Source organism: Arthrobacter sp. FW306-2-2C-D06B (assembly GCF_021789175.1).
Lineage (GTDB): Bacteria > Actinomycetota > Actinomycetes > Actinomycetales > Micrococcaceae > Arthrobacter.
On record NZ_CP084560.1, the window covers coordinates 822,538 to 842,936 of the forward strand.

Annotated in this window: 21 protein-coding genes; 15 read left to right on the forward strand and 6 right to left on the reverse strand. The window is 65.2% G+C overall.

The genetic code is table 11. From position 1 onward, the window contains the following. Window positions 1-80: 80 nt before the first annotated feature. Genes LFT47_RS04040 through LFT47_RS04095 form a run of 12 tightly spaced genes read left to right on the forward strand, consistent with a single transcriptional unit; the run spans window position 81 to window position 9,966 of the window. Window positions 81-422 carry a flagellar basal body rod protein FlgB gene (locus tag LFT47_RS04040; RefSeq protein ID WP_236815520.1) on the forward strand — a complete coding sequence of 114 codons (342 nt, stop codon included), beginning with the start codon at window positions 81-83 and terminating at the stop codon, window positions 420-422. After that, window positions 422-814 carry a flagellar basal body rod protein FlgC gene (locus tag LFT47_RS04045; protein WP_236815521.1) on the forward strand — a complete coding sequence of 131 codons (393 nt, stop codon included), beginning with the start codon at window positions 422-424 and terminating at the stop codon, window positions 812-814. Before LFT47_RS04040 ends, LFT47_RS04045 begins: the two co-directional genes overlap by 1 nt. Next, entirely contained in the window at window positions 814-1,149 is a 336-nt protein-coding gene (gene fliE / locus LFT47_RS04050; RefSeq protein ID WP_236815523.1) for a flagellar hook-basal body complex protein FliE, read from the forward strand. The genes LFT47_RS04045 and fliE overlap by 1 nt, the downstream gene beginning before the upstream one ends. Further along, entirely contained in the window at window positions 1,149-2,783 is a 1,635-nt protein-coding gene (fliF, locus tag LFT47_RS04055; protein WP_236815525.1) for a flagellar basal-body MS-ring/collar protein FliF, read from the forward strand. Before fliE ends, fliF begins: the two co-directional genes overlap by 1 nt. After that, on the forward strand, window positions 2,780-3,808 hold the full coding sequence (fliG, locus tag LFT47_RS04060; protein ID WP_236815527.1) for a flagellar motor switch protein FliG: 1,029 nt from the start codon (window positions 2,780-2,782) through the stop codon (window positions 3,806-3,808). The genes fliF and fliG overlap by 4 nt, the downstream gene beginning before the upstream one ends. Further along, a complete protein-coding gene (locus LFT47_RS04065; RefSeq protein WP_236815529.1) occupies window positions 3,798-4,412 on the forward strand; it encodes a FliH/SctL family protein in 615 nt (204 codons plus the stop codon). Before fliG ends, LFT47_RS04065 begins: the two co-directional genes overlap by 11 nt. Then, entirely contained in the window at window positions 4,409-5,740 is a 1,332-nt protein-coding gene (locus LFT47_RS04070) for a FliI/YscN family ATPase (RefSeq protein WP_236815531.1), read from the forward strand. The genes LFT47_RS04065 and LFT47_RS04070 overlap by 4 nt, the downstream gene beginning before the upstream one ends. Further along, window positions 5,737-6,162, forward strand: coding sequence for a flagellar FliJ family protein (locus tag LFT47_RS04075; RefSeq protein WP_236815533.1), 426 nt, complete (start codon window positions 5,737-5,739; stop codon window positions 6,160-6,162). The genes LFT47_RS04070 and LFT47_RS04075 overlap by 4 nt, the downstream gene beginning before the upstream one ends. Then, window positions 6,159-6,842, forward strand: a complete 684-nt coding sequence (locus LFT47_RS21355) for a C40 family peptidase (RefSeq protein WP_272909608.1) — start codon at window positions 6,159-6,161, stop codon at window positions 6,840-6,842. Before LFT47_RS04075 ends, LFT47_RS21355 begins: the two co-directional genes overlap by 4 nt. After that, window positions 6,842-8,299, forward strand: coding sequence for a flagellar hook-length control protein FliK (locus LFT47_RS04085; protein ID WP_236815537.1), 1,458 nt, complete (start codon window positions 6,842-6,844; stop codon window positions 8,297-8,299). Before LFT47_RS21355 ends, LFT47_RS04085 begins: the two co-directional genes overlap by 1 nt. A 16-nt stretch (window positions 8,300-8,315) precedes the next feature. Further along, window positions 8,316-8,753 carry a flagellar hook assembly protein FlgD gene (locus tag LFT47_RS04090; protein WP_236815538.1) on the forward strand — a complete coding sequence of 146 codons (438 nt, stop codon included), beginning with the start codon at window positions 8,316-8,318 and terminating at the stop codon, window positions 8,751-8,753. 40 nt (window positions 8,754-8,793) lie between these two features. Beyond that, window positions 8,794-9,966 (forward strand): flagellar hook protein FlgE, encoded by a 1,173-nt coding sequence (locus LFT47_RS04095; RefSeq protein WP_236815539.1) that lies wholly within the window; start codon window positions 8,794-8,796, stop codon window positions 9,964-9,966. A 200-nt stretch (window positions 9,967-10,166) separates the two neighbouring features. Here LFT47_RS04095 and LFT47_RS04100 read toward each other — a convergent pair whose 3' ends face one another. Next, a complete protein-coding gene (locus LFT47_RS04100; protein WP_236815540.1) occupies window positions 10,167-11,396 on the reverse strand; it encodes a S53 family peptidase in 1,230 nt (409 codons plus the stop codon). Between the two features lie 296 nt (window positions 11,397-11,692). Continuing rightward, the gene (locus LFT47_RS04105) at window positions 11,693-12,361 is read right to left on the reverse strand and encodes a TetR/AcrR family transcriptional regulator (RefSeq protein ID WP_236815541.1); all 669 of its coding nucleotides are present in this window, start codon (window positions 12,359-12,361) and stop codon (window positions 11,693-11,695) included. Between the two features lie 122 nt (window positions 12,362-12,483). Here LFT47_RS04105 and LFT47_RS04110 point away from each other — a divergent pair, with 122 nt between their 5' ends. From LFT47_RS04110 to LFT47_RS04120, 3 genes are all read left to right on the forward strand, one after another. Then, a complete protein-coding gene (locus tag LFT47_RS04110; protein WP_236815542.1) occupies window positions 12,484-13,563 on the forward strand; it encodes an NAD(P)-dependent alcohol dehydrogenase in 1,080 nt (359 codons plus the stop codon). Window positions 13,564-13,659: 96 nt separating this feature from the next. Continuing rightward, the gene (locus LFT47_RS04115) at window positions 13,660-14,076 is read left to right on the forward strand and encodes a (R)-mandelonitrile lyase (protein ID WP_236815543.1); all 417 of its coding nucleotides are present in this window, start codon (window positions 13,660-13,662) and stop codon (window positions 14,074-14,076) included. Window positions 14,077-14,155: 79 nt separating this feature from the next. After that, window positions 14,156-15,730, forward strand: a complete 1,575-nt coding sequence (locus LFT47_RS04120) for an arylsulfotransferase family protein (RefSeq protein ID WP_236815544.1) — start codon at window positions 14,156-14,158, stop codon at window positions 15,728-15,730. A 27-nt stretch (window positions 15,731-15,757) separates the two neighbouring features. On the opposite strand, the gene LFT47_RS04125 is transcribed toward LFT47_RS04120, so the two are convergent. From LFT47_RS04125 to LFT47_RS04140, 4 genes are all read right to left on the reverse strand, one after another. Beyond that, on the reverse strand, window positions 15,758-17,209 hold the full coding sequence (locus tag LFT47_RS04125) for a purine-cytosine permease family protein (RefSeq protein WP_236815547.1): 1,452 nt from the start codon (window positions 17,207-17,209) through the stop codon (window positions 15,758-15,760). 82 nt (window positions 17,210-17,291) lie between these two features. Then, window positions 17,292-18,092, reverse strand: a complete 801-nt coding sequence (locus LFT47_RS04130) for a carbon-nitrogen hydrolase family protein (protein WP_236815549.1) — start codon at window positions 18,090-18,092, stop codon at window positions 17,292-17,294. 46 nt (window positions 18,093-18,138) lie between these two features. After that, window positions 18,139-19,488: an APC family permease gene (locus tag LFT47_RS04135; RefSeq protein ID WP_236815551.1), complete on the reverse strand. Its 1,350-nt coding sequence runs from the start codon at window positions 19,486-19,488 to the stop codon at window positions 18,139-18,141. A gap of 10 nt (window positions 19,489-19,498) precedes the next feature. Further along, window positions 19,499-20,377, reverse strand: a complete 879-nt coding sequence (locus tag LFT47_RS04140; protein WP_236815553.1) for a carbon-nitrogen hydrolase family protein — start codon at window positions 20,375-20,377, stop codon at window positions 19,499-19,501. Window positions 20,378-20,399 lie beyond the last annotated feature (22 nt).

Consider the following 20,399-nt stretch of genomic DNA (forward strand, 5'->3'; position numbering starts at 1 on the left):
CGATGGTGGAAGTTGAGCAGGGATGCTCGATGCACGGCCACGGATCGGCCTCTTCATACTATTCGCGAAGGCAGGCCGTCGTGTTCGAGTCAGTGACTTCTGTTGCCCTTGGTAGCGCCCTGGACGGGCTCTCATTGCGCCAGCGCACCATCGCCAACAACATCGCCAACATCAACACGCCGAACTACCACGCCAAAAGGGTCCAATTCGAAGACGCACTCGCGGCCTCGGTGAGCGCCGGAGACGGGCACACCGCGGCTACCGTCACTACCTCCCAGGAACCCACCCAGCTCAACGGCAACAACGTGAACCTGGATACCGAAACCCTCTCGAACGTGGACACCGTCTTGCGCTACCAGTTCGCCTCCCGGGCCATCGGCGAGCAATTCACCGCACTCCGCACGGCCATGAGGACCAGCTGATGACTTTCGACGCGATCGGGATCGCCGGCTCCGCCCTGACTGTCCACCGAAAGTGGCTCGACGCCGTTTCCGACAACCTGGCCAACATGAATACCGCCACGCGCACCAGCGGCAAGGCGTTCCAAGCCCGCTACATTGAGGCCGCCGAGGGCAGCAACGGAAACGGCGTGTACGTGAAAAGCACTCCCCAAGGCAGCGCGACCGGCAGGCTCGTGTACCAGCCGGACCATCCGCTTGCCGATGCCCAAGGCTATGTCCGTTACCCGGACATCGACCTCGCCGAACAGATGGGTGCCCTGATCGTGGCGCAACGCGGCTACCAGGCCAACGCCCAAGTGGTGGACCGCGCCCGTGAGACTTACCAGGCAGCGCTTGAGATAGGAAAATCCTGATGGCTTTGGACCCGATCGGCGCAATTCAAGGCGGCGGGGCGCTTTCCGTGCAAGGCGTCACCGGTACCGGCTACCTGGGCGGCAATGTAACCGGAGCCGCGGGAACCTCGGACAGCAACGGCTTCGCGACGGCGCTGACCGGTGCCGTGGACAACCTCCAGTCCCTGCAGTCGACGTCGAACCAGCTGGCAGTGTCTGCGGTGACGGGCAACCTTGACGACATCCACAAGGCGACGATCGCTGCGACGCGCGCCCAGATCACCATCGAGCTTGTCTCCACGGTGCGGAACAAGGGCGTTGACGCGTTCAACGAGATCATGAGGATGCAGGCCTGATGCCTCCACAGATTGCCGCCTTCTTCCGCAAGATGGGCGATGGATTCAAGGGGTTCACCGCCGGGCAGCGCACCATCGCCATCATCGGCATCGCCGTTCTGGTCCTCGGCGGAGTGGCCCTGTCAGCATGGTTGGGCAAGCCGTCCTACTCGCCGCTGTTCTCCGGATTGAAGGACACGGATGCCAACGGGATCGTGGAGCAGCTGCGCAAGGACAATGTCCCGTACGAGCTCAGCAACGGCGGTTCCACCATCCTGGTTCCCGATGACAAGGTCAACGACGAACGGCTCAAAGCCGCCGCGGCGGGCCTCCCTGCGGCCGCGGCAACGGGATATTCACTGCTCGACAAGCTCGGGGTGACCTCATCCGAGTTCCAGCAGTCCGTGACTTACAAGCGTGCGCTCGAGGGCGAACTCGCCACCACCATCCAGGCCATGGACGGCGTGAAGACAGCCGCTGTGCAGTTGGCCATTCCGGCCAAGACAGTCTTCGTGGACAAGGCTCCAGACGCAACGGCATCCGTGTTCGTGGAAACGCAGCCGGGTGTCACCCTGTCTGCCGATAAGGTCCAGGCGATCGTGCACTTGACGTCCGCCGCGATCGAAAACCTGAAGCCGACAAACGTGACCGTGGTGGATTCCCAGGGCAACGTCCTCTCCACGGTGGGAGGGGGAGCCACGGGATCCTCGTCCAAGCAAGCCGCCGATTACCAACAGCGGACGTCCGATTCGGTGAAGGCCGTGCTGGACAGGGTGGTGGGACCGGGAAACGCCACCGTAGCCGTCGCGGCCGACGTGACCGCCGAGTCCGCGCAGCAGCGCAGCGAGACGTTCTCCACCGCCAAGGATGCCGCTCCGCTCAGCGAGACCACAAAGACCGAGAAGTACACGGGGACCGGCGGCGGCGCCTCCGGTGTCCTTGGACCGGACAACATTGCCGTGCCGGGCGGCACCAACGGCAACGGAACCTTCGACTCCAGCGACACCACCAAGAACAACGCCGTCAACAAGGTCACGGAAGACCGCACCATTCCGCAAGGCGCCGTGAAACGCCAGACCATCTCAGTGGCGATCAACCAGTCGGCTGCGGCCGGACTCAACGTCAACTCGGTCAAGGCTCTCGTTACTTCCGCGGCGGGCGTCGATCCCACCCGCGGCGACGTGGTGACGGTTGAAGTGCTGCCCTTCAGTACCTCGGCCGCAGACGCGGCGGCTCAGGCATTGGGCGCGGCCAAAGCGCAAGCCGATGCCAAGCAACAGTCGGATTTGATGAACACGCTCATCCTGTCGGGCAGCATCCTGCTGGCAGTTGTCGCGCTGATTGTGCTTGTGCTGATCCTCCTCCGGCGCAGGCAGCGACGCGAACCGGTTGACCTTGGCGAACGCCTTGACTACGAGATGCTGCCGCAAGGCGTCTCCACGGCTGCGCTCGAAGGACCGCCTGCCACATCGGCGATCGAACTGCCGCCCGTGCCTCCCGTTCCGGCCCTGCCCATGCCCGGCTTGCCGATACCAGGAGCCGAGGCTCTCGACGGCGAGCGGCGGCGGGCCCAGATTGAAGCCATGGTTGCCGAGAACCCGGCCCGGACCGCTGACTACCTTCGTGGACTCATGGACGAAAGGCAGTCCGTATGAGGGCCGGGGAGTTGGACGTAAGCGGCTTGAGCGGTGCCCAGAAGGTGGCCGTAGTGCTGATGCAGATGAGCCCGGCCAGTGCAGCCTCCGTCATGACCCAGTTCTCCGAATCCGAGGCCGAAGACATCGCGGCTGAGATTGTCCGCTTGCGCCGCGTCTCCTCAACCGTGGCGGACCACGTCATGACCGAGTTCCACGACCTTGCGGTCAGCGGCCGCCGCACGGCCCGCGGCGGCCAGGAATTCGCCGTCGGGCTCCTGGAAGCGTCCTTCGGTGCGGACAAAGCGGCCGGTTTCATGGACCGTCTCGCCTCGACCATGGCCGGGAAGTCGTTCGAATTCCTGGAAATGATGGATTCCGGACAACTGCTGGCCCTCATCGACGGCGAGATGCCGCAGACCATTGCCCTGATCCTGGCGCATTTGCGGCCGGGCAAGGCTTCCGCGGTCATGGCCGGACTGGGCGACGTGCAGCGCAGTGAGGTGGCCCGTTGCATCGCCACGATGGGGATGGCTTCGCCGGAGGCCGTGGGCATCGTGGCCGAGACCCTCAAGGTTCGCGCCGGGGCCGTCATGTCGCAAAGGAAGTCGAGCGAAATTGTCGGCGGGATCCAGCCGCTCGTCGACATCATCAACCGCTCCGACGTCAACACCGAACGCTCCGTGCTGGAAGGCCTGGAGACCCTCGACCCGGAGCTTGCCACGGAAGTGCGCGCCCGGATGCTGACCTTCGTGGATATCGTGAAATTGGAACGCCGCGACATCCAACAGATCCTGCGTGGCGTCAATGCCGAAGTGCTCGCTGTCGCCATGAAGGGTGCCCCTGCCGTGGTGCTCGAGGCCGTACGCACCAACGTGTCCGGCCGCAACCTCGAAATCCTGGAAGCCGAAATGGCTTCCGCCGGGCCGGTGCGCGCCTCCCAGGTCGAAGAAGCCCGGGCAGAGATCGTCCGTTCCATCCGTGAGTTGGAAGCGGAAGGCGCCATCGTGGTCCGGCGCGGCGAAGAAGACGATTATGTCTATTGAGGCTGAGCTCCAGAGGGTGGTCTTCCCGGACATCCAGCCTGCCGCGCGATCGCGCAAGGAGGACCGGGGGTTCACCCAGGGGCACGCGTCAGGTTACGCCGCCGGGGTCCAGGCTGCAGCTGCGGAACAGCGCCGTCTGAGCGAGCAGTTTCACGCCGAACACCGCGCAATGCTCGACGCCGGACGCCTGGCTGTGGCGCATGCCGTCGGCGTGCTCGAAGCGGCCACTGCCGCGTTCCAGCAGCGCCGTGGCGCGGTGTTGGAGGAGGCTCAGGACGTGTTGGCAGCCAGCGCGATGGAGCTTGCCGAAGCCATCCTGGGCTACGAAATCAACGACGGCGGGAACACGGCCCGCGCCGCGTTGGCCCGAGCCCTCGCAACGGTCTCCGACGTGCAAACGGTAACCACTGTGCGCCTCCACCCTGCGGACCTTGCCGCGCTGGCCGCCGTCGACGTCGGGAAGGTGGCCGGCGTCGAACTCAAGGCCGATCCCGCACTGAATCCCGGCGATGCGATCGCGGAGTATCCGCAGGGTTGGCTCGACGCCCGGCTCAGCACCGCTGTGGCCAGGGCCAAGGCAGCCCTGCTGGGGAACGACGCATGAGCATTACCGACTTCCGGCCGCACCCGGGCCGTTTCCGCGCAGCCCTCGCCGCCGCGGCACCTCAGCGCGTGGGCACCGTGACGTCCGTGCTCGGCCTTGGCCTGGAGATCTCCGGGTTGGACTGCGCGGTGGGAGATCTGGTGACCGTGGGCGAGGCACCCGGGCTCGACGCCGAAGTGGTCGCCTCGGTCAGTGGCGCCGTGCGATGCATGCCGCTCGGACGGTTGACAGGGGTGGCCGCGGGAGATCCGGCACGTTCCAAGGGCGCCCCCATCCTGGTCCCCACCGGCCGTGGCCTCTTCGGGCGGGTACTGGATGGGCTCGGGCGTCCGATCGACGGCAAGGGCCCGTTGCCCGCAAGCCCCATGGTCCCTTTGGACAACGAGGCCCCATCGGCGATGCACCGCGCCCGGGTGGACACCCCGCTCCAGACCGGGGTCCGGGTCCTGGACACCATGGCCACTCTTGGCCGCGGCCAGCGCATGGGGTTGTTCGCCGGCTCGGGGGTCGGAAAGTCCTCGCTGCTGTCCATGATTGCCCGCGGTACGGATGCCGAAGTGTCCGTGATCGCCTTGGTGGGGGAGCGCGGACGTGAAGTGCGCGAGTTCCTGGAAGACGACCTCGGCCCGGAAGGTCTATCCCGCTCCGTGGTGGTTGTTGCCACGTCCGATGAGCCTGCACTCATGCGCCTGCGCGCGGCCGTCACGGCCACCCGGATTGCCGAATCGTTCCGCGAAGCCGGGCAGGACGTGGTGCTCATGATGGATTCGCTCACCCGCGTGGCCATGGCCCAGCGCGAAATAGGCCTGTCCGCCGGTGAGCCGCCGGCCACCCGCGGCTACCCGCCGTCGACCTTTTCCGTGCTGGCCCGGCTCCTGGAACGCGCCGGGACCGCCGAAACCGGATCCGTGACCGGCATCTACACGGTCCTGGTGGACGGCGACGACCACAACGAACCGATCGCCGACGCCGCCCGCTCGATCCTGGACGGACACGTGGTCCTGGACCGGAAGCTCGCCGTCACGGGGCATTTTCCCTCGGTGGACGTGCTTGGTTCCGTGTCCCGCGTGGCCTCCAAAGTTAATTCAGCCGATCGCACGGCGCTGGCGGCATCCTTGCGCAGGGTCCTCGCCGCGCGGCGCAGCGCCCAGGACCTGATCGACGTCGGCGCTTACCACCGTGGCAGCAACCCCTTGGTCGACGCAGCCCTTGACCACGAACCCGCCATCAACGGGTTCCTGCAGCAAAGCATGGACGAATCCACCCCGTACAGCGAGTCCTGGCCGGAACTTTTCCGCCTCTCGGCAAGCCTCGAAGGAGCCGCGTGAACCGTCAATTCTCCCTGGCCGGGCTGTTGCGCCTGCGCCAGACACAGCAGGATGCCGCTGCCAGCGGACTGGCGCGCGCCAACTCCCGGAGCGCATCGTTGCGATCCCGCCGGGCGACGGCCCGCGAGGAGCTGGCCGAGTCTGCCGGAGTTGCTGGAAGCTCCGCATCGCTCTTGGCTATCGCGGCCTCCCGCGCGTCCGCGCAAAGCATGTTGGCCGAGCTTGACGCATTGGCCGCCAGCGCGGAGGCCGAGGCCGCAGAGGCCCGCGCGGAATACACCGAAGCCAAGCGTCGCGCCGTAGGACTCGAGAAGCTCGAAACCCGCCATGGAGCGGCCTTCGAGGCTTTCGCGCTGCACGCCGAACAAAGCGTGCTGGACGAGATCGCGTCCTCCGCGTGGCACCGGAAGGCTACCTCATGAGCATGACCGAGGCGATTGGGCGCATCCAGGGCATCGAGTCGATGTTGCAGCAACTAAGCGAGGGGGTCCGTCCGCAGGCCACCGCCACCGGGACAACGGAACCTACCGCGGGCACGGCCACTTCCACGGACCCGGCATCCTTCGCGCAGGCGCTGAGCTCCGCCGTCGGGGGCTCGACGACGCCGGACGTGAGCCAGCTCGCTTCATCTCTGGGACTCGGCGGCACCGCCGCGCTGTCCGCCATTGCGGGCCTTACCGGTACAGCGGGCGCGCTTCCGGGTGCCGGTACGGGCACGGCCACCGGAGCTGTCACGGGCGATGCCGTGGTGGCCGACGCCAAGAAATACGTGGGCGTGCCCTACGTCTGGGGCGGCACAAACCCGGCAGTGGGTATGGATTGCTCCGGCTTCGTGCAGCGCGTGTTCAAGGATCTCGGTGTCGACCTGCCGCGCGTCGTCAGCGACCAGATGCGGCAAGGCACCCCCGTGGCATCCTTGGCCCAGGCCAAGCCTGGCGATCTGCTGGTCAGTTTCGGCGGCGAACACATCTCGATCTACCTCGGCAACGGCAAAGCGATCGACGCACCCGTTCCCGGCCAGACCATCCAGGTCCGAGATGCGTGGGAACAGCAGTCGAATCTGACCGCCATCCGCCGCATCGTCCCCGCGGGAGGCTCGTGATGCAGTTGCCCCCCTCTGGTGCGGCCTCTCCGCGTCCGGCCGCTCCCGGGTCTGCGCCTGTGCCGCAGTCCGGCGCCGCCGCCGGTTTTGAGGCCGTGATGAACGGCGTGCTGGGGTCCGACGCGAAGACCTCCGACTCGAAGACCTCCCACGGGACCGCACAGCAAGTGCCCGACGGCGGCGCGCAGGGAAAGCCTGCTACCGACAGTCCCGGAACGGTCGCCCGAGCCGCCACACCAGAAGGCTCGAAGGTCGCCAAGGACACGGCTGATGCGGCTGGCTCGCTTGGTGAGCCAGGTTCGCCGGGTTCGCCTGGTGCGGTTGATGTGGCTGCTCTTGCTGGTGCAGCCGCTGTTGCGGGACTTGCGGCCGCCGGAGTAGCAGTCGGAACCGCTGCTTCGCAGGCGAGCGGGCCGGGCATCGCTGTGCCGGTCAACGAGGGTGGCGTTGTCGGTTCGGCCCCGGCCAAAACGATTGCAGCCATCTCGGAAACAGCCAGTCTCGTCGTTGGGATGCCTGCGGGCAGCACCCACGCGACGCCGGCAGGATCGGGGGTAGGCGATGCTGTGCCGGCAGCTCTGCCACTCGGCAGCCTTGGTCAAAGTCCAACCCAATCTGGTCCGATCCCGGCCAGCCCGCTTCCCAATAGCTCACCTCCCACTAGCCCGCAGCCGGCCTCCGCCCTGCCAGCGAGCCCAGTGCCCGCCGCCCTGCCAGCCAGCCCAGTGCCCGCCGCCCTGCCAGGCAACCTGCCCGCCAGCCCACTGCCCGTTGGCCTCGAACCAGCGGTCAACGTGACCGCAGCGCAGCAACGCGAGTCCCGCACCGCCGTCGTCCTTCCCACCGGGAAACCTGCGACGCAGCAGGAGCCACGCGTCCCTGGGCAGGACACCCCCGCAGCCGCGGCACCCGGGCTTCCCGAGGTGGTTCAGGCCGGAATTCCGGTGCTGGTGCCGCCTGCGTCGCCACTCCAGCAAGCCCCTCCGACAGCCGCTCCAGGCATGGCAACGCCCACACCCCAGGCAGACCCGGCGAAACTGCTGCCCCAACTGTCCGGGCCGCTGTTCTCCCTAGCATCGGCAGCCCCCGGCGCGCACGTGATGACCTTGAAGCTGTCCCCGGAAAACCTCGGTCCGCTGACTGTCCGTGCCCATATCGAGGGCGCCGGGGTGCGGATCGAACTGTTCGCCCCTGGAGATGCCGGCCGTGAAGCAGTGCGCAGCATCCTGCCGGAACTGCGGCGCGGACTCGGCGAATCAGGGTTCGGCGCCAGCCTCGACCTGTCCGAACACAACGCCCCCGCGGATGCCGGTGCGGGCGGTTCAGACCCCCGGGACCGTCGCCCGGCCGAAAGCCCTGCTTTCCCGCGGGGCAGCGACGGCGAAGTGGTTCGCCTGGCGCGGACCGCCGTCGTCCTTCCCCGAAGCATTACCAGCAGCCTGGACATTCTCGTCTGATGAAGGAGAGCCAATAGTGACCATCCAAGCCATCGCGGCAAGCAGCGGAGTCCACCCCGGAACCACGGCGGGAGTCACCGCGCCCAAGCCCGCGCAGACCATGGACTCGAGCATGTTCATGTCGCTCCTCGTCACGCAACTGAAAAACCAGGATCCGAGTGCCCCCATGGACACCAACCAGATGATGAGCCAGACCGTCCAGCTATCCATGATGGAGAAAATGACGGAGCTCACCACCGACGCCAAAGAGAGCTTTTCACTCCAGATGCGCAGCGCGGCGGCACAAATCATCGGCCACAACGTCAGCTACGCGCTCGCGGACGGGACAAAGGGATCGGGCGTCGCGAGCTCGGTTTCCTTTGCGGCCGGAACCCCCACTGTGGCAGTCGGAGGAGTCAACGTTCCGCTCGATTCCATCAGCGGGATGACGGCCGCTACTTCGCCCACCGCCTGACGCTCCACACCCCCTGAACCACCCGAAGAAAGGCAACACCATGCTTCGTTCGCTGTACTCCGGAATCTCCGGCCTCCGTGCCCACCAGGCCATGCTGGACGTCACGGGAAACAACATCGCCAACGTGAACACGGCCGGCTTCAAGGCTTCCTCCACCCAGTTCCAGGACACGCTCTCGCAGATGACCCAGGGCGCCGGCGCTCCGCAGGCCGAAACCGGTGGCACCAATCCCGCCCAAATCGGCCTTGGCGTTCGCGTGGCGGGAGTCAGCACCAACTTCAGCCAAGGTTCATCGCAGAACACCGGGCGGGCCACTGACATGATGATCTCCGGCGACGGGTTCTTCATCACCAGCAAGGCCGGCCAGCAGCTCTACACCCGCGCCGGCGCCTTCGACATGGACGCAGCCGGCCGCCTCGTGAGCCCCGACGGCGGCATCCTGCAGGGCTGGTCCGCCGCCAACGGTGCGGTGAACCTGGGAGGTCCCGTCGGACCGATCGCCCTCTCGCCCAACACGACGTCGGCCGCCGTCGCCACCACCAAGGCCTCGTTGGACGGCAACCTCCCGTCCGACGCGGCCGTCGGGACGAGCGTCGAGCGCCAGGTCAAGGTCTACAACGCCGACGGCGCCTCCCGCAGCCTGACCCTGACGTTCAGCCGCGCTGCGGGCGGCTGGGATGTGGCCGGGGCAGACGCCAACGGCGCCACAGGCAATTCGACGCTCACGTTCACGAACGGTGCGCTGACCTCGGCCGGTGCCATGACCGTCGGCGGTATCACGGTGGACATGTCCACTGTTACCGGCTTCGCCGCCATGAGCACACTGACGGTCGGCAGCCAGAACGGATCCGAGGCAGGCAAACTGGAGTCCTTCACCCTCGGCGGCGACGGCTCACTCATCGGCTCGTTCAGCAACGGCAGCAAACAGGTTCTGGCACGCGTGGCCCTTGCCCGCTTCACCAACGCCGGCGGCCTCGAGAAATCTGGTAGCTCGACATACGTGGCCACCGCGAACTCCGGCACGGCCCAGTTGGGAGCACCCGGCGACGCCGGACTCGGCACCCTGACCGCCGGAGCCCTCGAGATGTCCAACGTGGACCTCTCCCAGGAATTCACCAACCTCATCGTGGCCCAGCGAGGATTCCAGGCCAACGCCCGCATCATCACGACGTCGGATGAGGTCCTGCAGGAGCTGACGAACCTGAAGCACTAGATTCCCGGGCTGCGCCGAACGCGGGTCACGTCACGCCATGCACATTTTTGGCGCCGCGGCACCTCAAGAACCCCGGAATCCCGGGCTTGCCGTCTGTTGAGGGCGCTGAAAACCTGCTCTGCGTGACGCTGCCCGCTCACAGACACAAGAGTGGCCGGCATCCTTGGACGCCGGCCACCCTTCAGACAATTACTGCGTTTTTAGAGTCCGCCGACCCCGTTCGGAGTGCCGACGCCTGTCGGTCCGTCCCATCCGGTGCCGGAAAGGCACCACTGGGTCGTAGAGCACGTGCCCGTTGAACCCGAGGCGACATCATTGAATTTCCCGGAGTTCGTGTATGGCAGGGAGTTGGCCAGCGCCGTGGAGCTGCCGGTGTTTCCGGAAAGCGCATACATGGCCGCGATCAAGGGTGAGGACAGGCTGGTCCCTCCGTACTGGGTCCATGACGAGGTGGTGCTGCTACTCGGCGCATACACGGCCAATCCCGTCTGCGGATCTGCGACGGCGGAGACGTCCGCCGAGGCGCGCTTGGCGCACCCGGTACCGAAGGTGGCAGCTGCCGGCAACGCGGCATTGACACTGGAGCAGCCGGATCCAGAGCCGGACCAGGCAGACTCGCCCCACCCGCGTGCACTGGTGTTCTTGACCAACGATGTGCCTCCCACCGCGGTGACGTAACTCGAGGAAGCGGGGTAGGACGAGCCGGTATACCCGTTGTCACCGGTTGACGCTGTCACCGCGATGCCCGGGTGGTTGTAGTACGTGCCGTAGCTGGAGTCTGCTGAATCGCCGCCGCCGTAGCTGTTGGAGATCGCCACGACGCCTGGCTGTTTGGCGGCCGTTGCCACGGCCGTACCAAGATCGGTGAGGCTCGCTGTTGTCGCCTGCACTACCAGGATCTTGCAGTCCGGACAGGCTGCCGAGACGGCGTCGACGTCGAGGGCCGTTTCGTCGGCCCATCCGGAATTGAACCTGGGAAGCTTGTTGCCGCCGTTTTGGTCCTTGATGGTGAGGCAGCCGTTGCTGACCGTGCATGCCGGAAGGCCGAACTGTGAGCGGTAAACGCCGAGATCGCGTTCAAGGTTCGGATAGCCATAGGCATCCACGACGGCGACGGTTCGGCCGCCGGACGTGAGGCCTGCGATGTTGTAGGCGCTCTGGATGTCCGCGGGGGTCTTGCCGGTGGCAGGCGGCGTGCTTGAAGCGGGCTTGGCTTGTCCCCCCTGCGGCAGGGCCTTGGCCGGGGCCGTTGAATCATCGACGTACTTAAGCGCAAAGCACGACGCATTGCCGGCTGGGACATCGGCGCAGACCTTCTCCGCATGCCAATTGGCGGACGGAGATGGTTGGGCAACTGCGGCCGGCGCTGTGGCTGAGAACGCACTCAGCAACAGCAAAAATGCCCCGGAAACGCTAAGGATCTTCTTCACGAAACCTCCCTGAGGAACAATAAGATCCGATTTGACAGGATAGTCAACTCGGCGTGACAAGCTTCGCACCAAACGCCACTATTGTCACCCATGTCACATCCACCCCCGCGGTCTCATGCGCCACCGGGGAGATTCGCAGTTGGACTACCGGTAGTTGCTGCAAGGCCTGTGCTCGCCCGGACGCCGATCACTTGCTCGCCGCGGCGGAGCCGGCCGGTCCACCGCCGACCACGCAACAGGAAGTGTTCCAAGATCGTGGAGCGGGTGTGGCTTCGGGTTCTCCGGGCATCCCTAGCTCACCTCATCAACCGGCTGAGGCCGTCAAGGATGAGGTTCAGCCCGAAGTCGAACTCATCCCCAAAGTCGTAGCCAGGTTTGAGGACGTGTTCGGTGGCAATCTCGATCATGTGCGGATACTGCCCGGACGAAAATCGTTCAACAATCGGCGCTGTGATCTCAGGGGCGGCGTCCCGGCCGTCAAAGGGCAATGCGGCTTCCTGGAGCGCGAATCCGTAGATGTAGCTGTCGAGCAGGGCGTAGGCATGGGCCGTCATCGGGACGGAAAAACCCCCTGCCCTCAAAGTCGCGAGCGTCGCTTCGTGGTGGCGCAGGTTGGCTTCGCCCGGAGAAGAGCGGCTCTCCAGCAGTCCGACCGCCCACGGATGGCGTTTGAGCGCGCTGCGCACCCCGTGCGCCCGTCGGTGCATTTCCTCCCGCCAATCGCCCGCGGGGGAGGGCAGTTCGATTTCGCTGAAGACCATGTCCACGATGCCATCCAGAATCTCATCCTTATTGGCCACGTAATAGTAGAGCGACATGGGCTTGGTTCCCATGCTTTGGGCGAGCGAGCGGATGGTCAGCGCTGCGATTCCGGACTCGTCAGCGAGATCCACAGCGCAGCCGAGCACACGTTCGCGGCTCAGCGGAAGGCGCCGTTGGGGGAGCGGCTGGGCAGCGTCCGGCATAGGGACTCCTCGGGTTTCTAGCGGTTGGTAAAGGGCTCTAGCGATTTAGTACATTGTACGATATTCTCTTTAGTACAGCGTACGAAAAGCTGCGCACCCCCCATGTCTCGAAAGGAACGGCCATGACCTCTGCCCAGCATGCTGCGGAGACTCCAATGTCGGGCGGCTCGTCGGGCGGCTCGTCCGCGGCGCAGCCGCATGCGTCCGTCACGATGCGGGCCATCGTGCAGGAAGCTTATGGCTCAGCCGACGTCCTGCACATGGCGCAGATTCCGAAACCGAACATCGCCGAGAACGAGGTGCTGGTCCGGGTCCACGCCGCAGGACTGGACCGCGGGACCTGGCATGTGACCCGGGGCCTGCCTTACGCGCTGCGCCTGGCTTTCGGCGTCCGGGCCCCGAAAAACCCTGTTCCCGGGTTGGACCACGCCGGCACGGTCGTGGCGGTCGGAGCTGCGGTGACCCGGTTCGCCGTCGGGGATCACGTCTTCGGCGTCGGAAAGGGCTCCTTCGCCGAGTACGCGAGGGCCAGCGAAAGCCAGCTCGCGCTCAAGCCCGCGAACATCAGTTTCGAACAGGCCTCGGTGGTTCCGGTTTCCGCCTGCACTGCGCTGCAAGCTCTCCGTACTGCGGGCCAGCTAGCGCCCGGACAAAAGGTGCTGATCCTTGGCGCCTCGGGCGGAGTAGGCAGTTACGCTGTTCAGCTCGCCAAAGCAGCCGGGGCCGAGGTCACAGGCGTTTGCAGCACAGCCAAAATGGACCTGGTGCGCTCGCTCGGCGCCGACCACGTCCTCGACTACGCCACGCAGGACTTCGCCGACGGCACTGGACGCTTCGATCTGATCCTGGATATCGCCGGTAATCCCACACTGGCACGCCTCCGCCGGGCACTCACCACCACCGGCACTGCCGTCATCACCGGCGGTGAGGAAGGCGGCTCCTGGACGGGCAGTATCGACAGGCAATTCCGGGCCTTGGCGCTGTCCCCGTTCATCGGCCAGCGGCTGACGATGGTCATGGGGACGCAAGGCGTTGCGGACCTCGAATACCTTGCCGGGCTGCTCGACGCCGGAACCCTCACCCCGACCATCGACCGCAGCTATCCTCTGGAACAGGTTCCAGACGCCATGCGCTATTTCGACGCCGGCAAAGTGCGGGGCAAAATCGCCATCATCATCATCCAAGAAGCCCAAGGCCACTGAAACAGGCACTTGCAGTACCCGTTTTAGCAGGCACTCCCACGAGGACGCGGGGACTGGTTTTCTTGAATCAGTCCCCGTTTAGCGAAAGGAACCACGATGAAACTCGTACCCCCTACTCCCACGGCCAAAGCCCCCAGGGAGAGATTCACGGGAGATGTCTACCTCGATCCCCTCCACAATGGCGAGGCGCCCTCGCGCCTCGTGGCGGCGATGGTCCGCTTCACTCCCGGCGCCCGTACGAACTGGCATTCCCACCCCCTTGGCCAGACCCTGCACTGCACCGATGGCATCGGTTTCGTTGCTACCCGGGATGGCAGTGTGCTCCTCATGCGCGCAGGAGACACGGTCCACACGCCGCCCGGCGAGGAACACTGGCACGGTGCCACCCAAGACAACATGATGTGTCACCTGGCTTTGGTGGAGCACGACAACGGGGAGAGCGCCACGTGGCTTGAACCCGTCAGCGAGCAGGCCTACGAAGCCGCGCATGCCCTAGTCCGCACCAAACACTGAGTTCCCGGCCCGCCCGCGTACAGCAAACTTGCAGCTTCTGTCCGGTTCCCGCACTGTGTTCCGGTTCTATCCTGAGGGGGTGGAGCAGCATACGGAGTCTGGGAGTGGCGAGCGGGAACACCGCGAATCCCACTTCGGGGTGAGCCGACGTGGGTTCCTGAGCGGGGCCGGGATGGCAGGCGCCGGATTGCTCGCCGGACTCGGCATCGCCAGGACAGGTGTGTTGCCCGGGGGAACGGCCCCGGTCAGCGCAGCTACTCCGACGCCGGTGGCGTCGCCCTCGCCGTCGGCGGCCAGTACGGCTTCCGCCCCTGCAATCCGCAGCTTCGTTTCCACCGCTTTGACTGCTGCCCGCGTTGCCAGCTGGGCTACCGGGCCTACGGGCGCCGGCCTCCTGTTAGTGGGACCGATGGGCCACGGCACCAACGGGCTGATCATGGACAACCACGGGGAACCGATATGGATGGAACCCACAGGTTCCGGCGTGACGGACCTTCGCGTGCAAGCCTTCGAAGGCCAAGCGGTACTGACTTATTGGACTGGAATCGGAAGCGGTGGCCACGGTGCAGGAAAGGGCGTCATCAAGGACGTCCACTACCGAACCGTGGCCGAAGTCAACACAGGCAACGGGCTGCAAGCGGATCTGCACGAATTCACCGTCACCCCCGCCGGTACGGCGTTGATGATCTCCTACCCGACCGTCCGGCATGACCTGACGTCGGTGGGCGGACCCGCGCAGGGCTACATGTTTGACTGCCATGTCCAGGAAATCGGCATCCGTTCCGGCAAGGTCCTCTTCGACTGGACGGCCTCGGACCACATTGACCTGACTGAGTCCTATCTGCGCCCGTCCGACAACCCCAAGGCCGACGGTTCCGACGCCACGAAAGCGTTCGATCCGTTCCACCTCAATTCCGTGGACGAGAGCGGGGACGCCCTCCTCGTTTCGTCTCGCCACACGCACACCGCCTACTTGATTGGCCGTTCGGATGGGAAGATCCGCTGGCGTTTGGGCGGGAAACGCAGCGACTTCTCGATGACTCCGGAATCTGTGTTCGCTTGGCAGCATGATGTTCGGCGCCGGCCCAACGGCATCATCAGCATGTTCGACAACCATTACAACCAAGGCACCACCGGGACATCGCGGGGGCTGCTCCTCGCCGTCGACGAACAGGCGCGCACCGCCGTCGTCAAGCAGGAGTTCAGCAGGGGCGGCCACCGGGGCGACGCCGAAGGGAACCTGCAGTTCCTGGATAACGGGCATGTCCTGGTGGGCTGGGGAGCGGACCCCGCCGCCACGGAATTCACTCCCGATGGGAAAGCCGTGTTCGAGGCGACCGGACTGGGCGACGCCTCCTACCGCACGTACCGCTCGCCGTGGACGGGCCGCCCGGACACCGTCCCTGACCTGGCATCGGTGCCCGGCAACGGGTCCACGATGCAGCTCTACACGAGCTGGAACGGTGCAACCGAGGTTGCCAAGTGGAGGTTCCTCACGGGAACGGGCCCTGGGTCCTTGTCCGAAGCGGTGACGGTCCCGCGTCGAGGCTTTGAGACGTCGACGGCGGTGGCCGCCGCGCCGAGGGCCGCCGTCGAGGCTTTGGACAAGTCCGGCAACGTTCTGGCGACGTCGACGGTCATCGCCACTTCCTGAGTCCGGCTCCCGCGTCGCCCGACCGGGTTACGGCAGGAGGTGTTCGTGCGCGGCTGCCTCCAGGGCATCGGCCTCTTCCTTGGCCATGCGGGTCTCTGCCTCGACGTCGATGCGCCGGGTCATCAGCCAATACAGCCCGGCGGAGACGGGGAGCCCGATAAACAGGGAGATGTCGGCGCCGTCAAGGGCGTGGGCTATGAACCCGACGAAGAGCTTACCGGCCGAGAAGAAGGGGATCATCAGCACAAAGCCGACCAGGTAGGAGATGATGCCAGGCCAGCCCCAGCGTCCGTAGATCCCGTCCGGCTTGAAGATCTCCGCGATGGCGTAGTGGCCCTTGCGGACGATGAAGTAGTCGGTGAGGTTGACCGCGGTCCACGGAATGAAGAAGTACAGCACCAGCAGCAGGAAGTCGTTGAAGTTGGCGAGGAAGTCGGCCGAGGCAAGGTTCGCCAGGACCACGGAAATGAGGGCGGTGATGGAGATCGTGATGATCCGGAGCCTCAGGGTCGGCCGGATTTGCCGGACACTGTCGATGGACGATATGAGGGTCAGCGAACCGCCGTACATGTTCAGGGCCGTCACGGAAAGCAAGCCCAAGGCGGCGACGAACAAGGCGATGCCACCGAATCCGCCGAAGAGCTGGTCGGCGGTGGATTTGATCGAGCCGATGGTTTCGAAGTTTTCCCCGGCTGCGGCACCGATGTATGCGCCCAGGAACATCACCCAAATACCGCCAAGGGCGCTGCCCCAGAACGTCCAGCGGAAGGTGCCGCGCCCGCTGGACGGCGGAAGGTAGCGGGAGTAGTCCGAGACGTAGATGGCCCAGGAGATCTGGTAGCCGGCCGCGACCCCCAGCTGGCCCAGGAACGGCACCAGGTGGAAGTCGGCCAGGTTGTATGCGCCGGCGGGTATGACCAGCTTGACGGCTGCAATGGTGAGCAGCGCAAGCATGATGATGGTCAGGTAGGTCAGGTAGCGCTCAAAGGCGTGGATGAGGTCGTAGCCGAACAAAGCGATGACGACGGCAACAATGGTGACTACCCAGAACCAGAGGTTTTGGGACCCGACGTTGACCGATTCCTGGATGGCTTGGCCTGCCAGGATGGTGTTGAAGATGTTGAAGCCCGCGTACTGGAGGTAGGCGAAGAGCCAAACCAGCAGGGCGCCGATGTAGCCGAATTGCGGCCGGGACTGGATCATTTGTGGCAGGCCGAGTTGGGGGCCTTGCGAGGAGTGCGCCGCCATGAAAAGCGTCCCGACGAGCACGCCGATGGCGATCGCGAGCAGCGACCAGATCAGGTTGCCGCCGGTGGTGATGCTGATCAACCCTACGGCCAGGGTGGCGATCTGGGCATTGCTGACAAACCACAACGGCCCGATGTGCGAGACCTTGCCGTGCCGCTCGTTCAATGGAACGTAGTCGATCGACCGGACCTCCAGTCCGCGGCCCGATCCTTTGTCCGTGGTAGTGCTCATGGCGTTTCTCCTTCGATGCGTGGGTGCATCTTGACTTTGGTTTAGCACAGAGTGGGGCGGCCTAGAAGAGCTCGCGAGATTCCTAGACGAGCCGGTGGTGCCGCCAGGTGGGGAATTGGTCCCGGGCTGCCTGGACGGCCTCCGGTGTTAGGTCCAGCGTCGCGGTGGCCGGCTCGGTGCCGAGGCTTTGCAGGACAGTTCCCAGGGGGTCAATGAGCATGCTGTAGCCGATGGACACGGGCGGAGTCTGGGAGACCGCCGCCACGTACACGCCGTTTTCTATTGCCCGGGCCTTGGCCAGTGTGGCCCATTGCTCGGTCTTGGCTGTGCCGGGAACCCACGAGGAGCAGACGAGGAGCACCTCGGCCCCGGAACCGGCCAGGATGCGCGCCAACTCGGGGAAGCGCAGGTCGTAGCAGGTCATCAACCCGAAGGTCATGCCGCCGCAGGAAAAGGTGACGGGCACTGGTTCCGGGGCGGGTTTGATGTAGTCCGATTCGCGGAATCCTTGGCAGTCAAACAGGTGGATCTTCCGGTAGCTGGCGAGGCGGGAACCGTCCGGACCGATGGCCACCAACGTGTTGAAGGCCCGATCAGGTTCTCGGGACGCTTCCCGTTCTCCGGATGCTTCCAGGAGGCCCGCGACGACGGCGATCCCGTTACGCGCCGCCGTCGCGTAGAGCTTTGAGGCCACCGGCCCGTCAAGGGGTTCGGCCATGTCCACGAAGCTTTGGTCCACCCGGCTTTTCTCGTACGTCGAGTACTCAGGGAACACAATGAGGTCGGAGCCCTCGCGGGCGGCCCTGGCACAGTATTCCGCGATGAGGTCGAGGTTACGGTCGACGTCCGTGCCGGAATCGATCTGGGCTAGGGTGATGCGCACGCAGTCCTCGTTTCTCTGTGTTCCGGCAGCACGCTGTGATCTGTCGTCACACAAGGGCGGCTTCTTTTTCCTCCATCACCATCTCCGGCGGTGCCTTCCGGAACCCCTTGGTGATGATGCCCAGCACCACGACGCCGACGCAGAGCCAGATCAGCCCGAGCGTGATGGCGTTCGAATCGAGCTGGGAGAGCAGGAATCCGTCGATGATGGCGCCCACCGCCGGCATGATCACGTAGAACAATACGCTGAGCCGGTGCCCCGAGCGTCGCTGGCGCAGGTAGTAGGCAATGACTGAGATGTTGACGAGTGTGAAGGCCGTAAAGGCACCGAAGTTGATGAACGACGTCGAGGTGGCAACGTCGAGGAACATGGCGATGAGTCCCACCGCGCCGGTGATGGCAAGGTTGAATACCGGCGTGTGGAAGGTCTTGTTCAGCGCCCCGAAGGCCTTCTTCGGCAGGACTGAATCCCGGCCCATGGCGTACAACAGGCGTGAGGCGCTGGCCTGTGCCGCGAGCCCGGAGGCAAACTGGGACACGACGAGTCCGGCCAGGAAAACCGCGCCGAAGAACTGTCCGCCGATCTTCAGGGCAATGTCCGACGCCGCGGACGCCGAATCGTCGAACACTCCGCCGGGGTGGATCAGCTGGGTCGTGTAGGACACAACGACGAAGATCGCGCCGCCGATGAGTGCGACGAGCATGATCGCCTTCGGGACGGTCTTCTTGGGCTCAATGGTCTCCTCGGTGAGGGTGGACACGGCGTCAAAGCCGAGGAACGAGTACGCCGCTATGGCGGCTCCGGCGGTGATCTTGTCGAAGCTCGACGTGTCGTTGAAGAAGGGAGCGGTGCTGACCAGGGCGCTCGCTCCGGAGGTTGAGACCAGGGTTCCCACGGACAAGGCAACGAACAGGACTATCACCAGGAGCTGGAAAGCCATCAGCAGGTAGTTGGCCTTGTCCGCTACCTTGACGCCAACCACGTTGAGCAGCGTGGTGATGGCGATGAACGCGACAATCCAGACCCCGATGGGGATGGCAGGGAACTGCGCCGTGAGGTAGGAGCCTCCGATCAGCCAGATGACCATCGGGAGGAACAGGTAGTCGAGCAGGACCGCCCAACCGGCCAGGAACCCGATCCGGGAATCGATGGAGCGCCGGATATAGGTGTACGCGGAGCCGGCCACCGGATAGGCAACAGCCATCCGTCCGTAGCTCTGCGCGGTGAAGAGCATGGCGACCATCGCCACCAGATAGGCCGACGGCGATGCGCCGCCTGTGGTTTCGGCGATCACGCCGAATATCGCCAGGACGATGAGCGGGGTCAGATAGGCAAGCCCGAACAGGACCAGCGAGGGCAGTTTCAGGGCGCGCGTGAGGCTCGGTTGCGTTGTCACCGATGGTTCCTTAGGAGTTGGAGGACTGCGGGGTCCACGTGGTCGGGTCGATGCGGCCTTGGTAGACCGGCAGCTCGATGGGCGGCTCGCCGGGGCGGAATTGGGACCAGGGACGGTTGAGGTTTTCGGTCCCGTGCTTGCGGACATGCTCGACGGCGGAGAGGTCCAGTTCCGCGGTGAGAAGGGTCGGGGCGTCGTCGTCGGCCTGGGCTATGGTGTTCCCCTCTGGGTCGACGATCAGGCTGAGGCCTTTGCCGGTGGGGCCCGCGCAGTTCACGCTGACCATGAAGACCTGGTTCACAATGGCGTTCGCCTTGGCCAGGACGAGTTCTTGCTTGCGATCCGGCGTCGTGGTCTTGACGACGTTGAGGATGACTTCGGCGCCCATCCACGCCAGCTGACGGGTTACCTCGGGGAACCACGCGTCATAGCAAATGTTCAGGCCGACCCTGCCGATCCCTTTCAGGTCAACGGTTGTGAATCGATCGCCGGGATCGTAGGGCTCAAAGGGGCGCCAAGGGAAGACCTTGCGGTAATAGCCGGCAAGGTCGCCTTCCGGAGAAAGGACCAGCTGGGTGTTGAACAATTGCCCCTCGGGGCCGCGTTCGCAGACGCTGCCCGGAACCAGCCAGATACCCAGATCCGCTGCGAGCTGCCGCAACTCGTTGACCCGCGGACCGTCCAGCGGTTCGGCAGAGTCCTGCAGGACTTCCGTACGCTGCTGATCCGGGTAAGTGTCCCCAAAGAGGTGCAGCTCGGGGAAGACCACGAGCTTGCTTTGCGGTTGGATCGCGACAGCGGCGGCGACCTCGGCGGCGAAGGCCTGGATCGGCTCGCCGATCAGTCGGGGTGACGCTTGGGCTGCGATGAGGGGAAGGATGCGTTGCACTTGTTTCTCCACGTTATCGTTG